Annotated in this window: 1 protein-coding gene and 1 pseudogene; both read left to right on the top strand. The window is 47.8% G+C overall.

What is annotated here, in order from left to right; genetic code table 11:
* Positions 1–189: 189 nt before the first annotated feature.
* On the top strand, positions 190–912 hold the full coding sequence (locus CS369_RS05095) for an RNA polymerase sigma factor FliA (RefSeq protein WP_196906259.1): 723 nt from the start codon (positions 190–192) through the stop codon (positions 910–912).
* Positions 913–1,050: 138 nt separating this feature from the next.
* Positions 1,051–1,559, top strand: a pseudogene (gene fliZ, locus CS369_RS05090) (flagella biosynthesis regulatory protein FliZ).
* Positions 1,560–1,665 lie beyond the last annotated feature (106 nt).

The following is a 1,665-nucleotide window of genomic DNA, read 5'->3' as shown; positions in this document are numbered from 1 at the left end:
CGGCTGATGGCTGAAAACCCGGAAATCTCAAAAAGTGCGTGGAACTAAAACCTGTGTGCTTACAATAGCATGTCGATATTGTCACATACCCCAAATAGCCCCCTATTTACATCCCTATTCGCAGCATTGGACACTCTACGCAAACGCATAATAGTGTAGATAACACTATCATCGTAGGTATTTGTCACTGTGAGCGATCTGTATACCGCCGAAGGTACAATGGATAAGAATTCCCTCTGGCAGCGCTATGTTCCGTTAGTGCGCCATGAAGCCTTGCGTTTACAGGTTCGCCTTCCCGCGAGCGTTGAGCTGGACGATCTGCTGCAAGCAGGATGCATTGGCCTGCTGAGTGCCGTTGAACGCTTCGACTTTTTGCAGGGAACCGCCTTTACCACCTATGCCGTGCAGCGCATCCGAGGCGCGATGTTGGATGAGTTGCGCAGCCGGGATTGGGTGCCGCGCAGTGTGCGGCGTAATGCGCGGGAAGTGGCACAGGCGATGCAACAGGCGGAACAGCAACTTGGCCGCGCGCCCACGGAGCAAGAAGTGGCGCAGTCGTTAAACATCACGCTGGAAGATTATCGTCAGATATTGCTGGATACCAATAATAGCCAGTTGTTCTCTTACGATGAATGGCGTGAAGAACACGGCGACAGTGCTGAAGCGCTTCTGGAAGGCAATGAAGAAGCGAATCCGCTACATCAGCTGATGGAAGGCAGTTTACGCCATCGAGTGATGGACGCTATCGAGAATTTACCAGAGCGTGAGAAATTGGTTTTGACGCTCTATTACCAGGAAGAACTCAACTTGAAAGAGATTGGGGCCGTTCTTGATGTGGGTGAATCTCGTGTCAGCCAGTTGCATAGCCAGGCGATAAAGCGACTGCGCGTGAAGCTTATACAGGAACAGTAACCACTGCGTGCAGGAATAGTGTTATCAAAGGATATCAGGCTTTACGCTCAAGCATGTCTTACAGCGTCATTGACATATAATGTCGCCGCTGCATAGTGGTCTGCGTAAAAATGATATCCACTCTCATGGAATGGATTCATGCTATCTTCACCGCGAAAAAAACAGCTTCTTAGCCGTTATTTGAAAGACTTCAAACATAAGCAAACCCATTGCTCAAATTGCAGGAAACCCCTCGATCGTGTATCGCTGGTGTTTCACAATCAGCTTATTAATAAAAAAGTTTGGGTGATTTTGATCACTTGATTGAAGAGGATGTATGGCTGTCGCTACAAGATGAACTTATTCCGGTGTGTCGTTTTTGTAGCGAAGTTTTTTGTAACACACACACCAGTTATTTCAAGATCAAGGATTTTACCCAGTATCTGATCGACCAAACCGATGTTCGCCACAGCACCATGCGCGAATATGTTATCCGGCTGCGGCGGTTGGATGACATTCTTCTGGCGAAGAATCATCCTGCAGAGACGTTTTCACCTGCAGGTGTGCAACAACGATTAAGTGAATATTTACCCGAGAAAGAGCACATGCTGTATCACAGTGCGTTGCGTAAATATGACCAATATCTCTCCTGGCAACGCCTTTATTGATCTTTTCTGGGTGCCGAACCGGGTCTTCCCCTATCACGGTGGCACACACCCTCAATCAAGTATAATTATCTATACTTGTACCTTCCCAAAGGAGGTATTTATGCGC

Origin of the sequence: Candidatus Symbiopectobacterium sp. 'North America', assembly GCF_015762685.1 — a bacterium.
In the GTDB taxonomy this organism is placed as follows: Bacteria; Pseudomonadota; Gammaproteobacteria; order Enterobacterales; family Enterobacteriaceae; genus Symbiopectobacterium.
This window is presented reverse-complemented; position numbering and strand designations above follow the sequence as displayed.